The organism is Liquorilactobacillus vini DSM 20605, from assembly GCF_000255495.1.
Taxonomy (GTDB): Bacteria; Bacillota; Bacilli; order Lactobacillales; family Lactobacillaceae; genus Liquorilactobacillus; species Liquorilactobacillus vini.
The window spans coordinates 1-879 of the sequence record NZ_AHYZ01000186.1; the positions used below are offsets into that span (position 1 = coordinate 1).

1 protein-coding gene is annotated in these 879 nt (G+C 35.9%); it reads right to left on the bottom strand.

The window, feature by feature from the left end:
* The coding region (locus ON15_RS10195) for an IS30 family transposase (RefSeq protein ID WP_010581396.1) at positions 1-774 on the bottom strand (774 nt) is incomplete at its 3' end.
* Positions 775-879: the final 105 nt, after the last annotated feature.

Genomic DNA, 879 nt, shown 5'->3' on the forward strand with positions numbered 1-879 from the left:
CAAATCTGTCAGTTGAACATGCTTTGAAAACTCTTTGCCTCGATCTGGTGTAATGGTTTTAAGATTGCTTTTGCCAATTTTTTCAAACATTGCCATTAACTCGGTTGTCACCGGTTTTGAACTTTTTTTAGTTGCTTTACTAGCAATTAAAAATCGTGATTTACGATCAACAAGGGTCACTAAACAGGACTGTCCTGTTTTTCCTGCCACGGTATCAGCTTCCCAATGACCAAATTCAGTTCTTTTATTGGCAGCTTCAGGACGTTCATGAATAGTATTAGTGATTGGAATTTTGCCACGTTTTTCGACATAATCCTTATTGTGACGAGGCTTACCCCGATGACGTAATTTACGAATAGCGCCACGATTTCCTTGACTTAGGCCTGGTTTATCAAATAGACCTGCATAAACTCCACGATAAATGGTGATAAAACTTATAATTTTTTCGCCTGTTTCAAGCAATAATCGTTGTGAAATTTCTTCTGGTGACCACTGACAATCTAGGAAAAGATGCTTAATTCTTTGAAACAAAGATGGATCCTCAATAAACCTTGTTTTGCGTCCACATTTACTTTTTGAAAATTTATAATCATTCTGTGCTTTATCTGGTGAGTATCTTCCGGCATTTTTACTCATATGCCGTTTAATTTCACGAGAAATCGTAGAAGGCGCCCGTTTTAATTTTCGTGCTATTTCACGAATAGTTTTACTTTGAGCAAGGCCCTCTAATATCATTTCACGGTCATTTATAGTAAGATGTTGATAGTGGCTCATAATAGAAATCCTCCTTTTTTAAAGTTGTTGACAAACTTATTATATTTGGATTTCCATTGTGAGTCCTTTATTTTGCTTTGGTGTTGCACTTAAAGTGTAAATTCA